The organism is Streptomyces sp. NPDC050619, assembly GCF_040654815.1.
GTDB lineage: Bacteria > Actinomycetota > Actinomycetes > Streptomycetales > Streptomycetaceae > Streptomyces.
On record NZ_JBFAIR010000196.1, the window covers coordinates 1 to 1,028 of the forward strand.

General features: G+C 71.8%; 1 pseudogene. It reads right to left on the bottom strand.

Going from position 1 to position 1,028, the window contains the following annotated elements:
- Window positions 1–867: pseudogene (locus tag AB0I77_RS53990) on the bottom strand (TROVE domain-containing protein); the annotation flags it as partial.
- Between the last annotated feature and the right edge of the window lie 161 nt (window positions 868–1,028).

The window sequence follows — 1,028 nt, forward strand, 5'->3', positions numbered from 1 at the left end:
CTTCGCCGCGACCCGCCCCGCCACCTCGTCGGAGACTCCCGCCTCGTCGAAGTTCCGCAGATTGCGGACCAGCGCCATCGACCCCATTGACGGGATCACGGCCTCCCAGGCCGCCTTGTCCATCGGCCCCTGGACCCACCCGGCCAGCGCCTCCCACGTCATCCCGGCCGCGGCCAGCCGCTCGGCCCCGTCCGCCCCGGTGACCAGCGCGTACCGCTCCTCGACCGGCACGGCCATGAGCGCGTGGTGCGCGGTGAGCAGCGCATCGGAGGCGGGCGGTACGGCACGCTCGGGTCGCCGGCGCCGGTTCAGCGCGTACCGGAACAGCTCGCCCTGCCAGGGCCGTTCGGGAGCGGGGGCGGGATGGGTGAGTTCGAGTACGTCACCGAACCGGAAGCCCCGCGACGCTGTGTCGTACTTGAGCAGCGCGCGGTTGGTGTAGAGCCGCCGTACCGCGTCGGAGATCCCGCGCTTGAGTGGCTGCGGCAGGGCGCGTCCGTACCGTGCGGTCCAATAGGCGAGCAACTCACCCGGTTCGTCGGGCCGTTGGAGCACGGCGTCCACGGCCTGCCGGGAGAAGCCGACGAGACCGGCATCCCGCCGCCCCCGGACGAACTCGGCCGCGCCCACCACCGACGCCGTGCGCATATGGGCCTCGGCACGCAGCCAGCGCAGCAGGCCGAGCGTCCACTCCGGTTCGCTGACGGCGAGTTGGCGCACCAGGTCCGCGTACCGTGCGTCGCGGGACCCGGCGCCTTCGTAGAAGCTGTGCTGTCCCACCATGTTGGCGACGGCCAGCAGGAACAGCTCGGACTTCGGCTCCCGGACGTACCCGGCACCGCCCTCGTGGTTGAGGCGGTGGGACACCGATCCCTGGGCCCGCGAGGTGACCGTGCGGAAGCTGGTCCGGACGGTCCACTGTCCGTGGATGGAGAGCGAGGAAGTCGCTCCGCCTGCGGTCAAGCCCGGTATCTCGGCCTGGATCTCGGTCCTGGCTTCGGCCTTGGCCCGCTGACGGTTGAACTGGG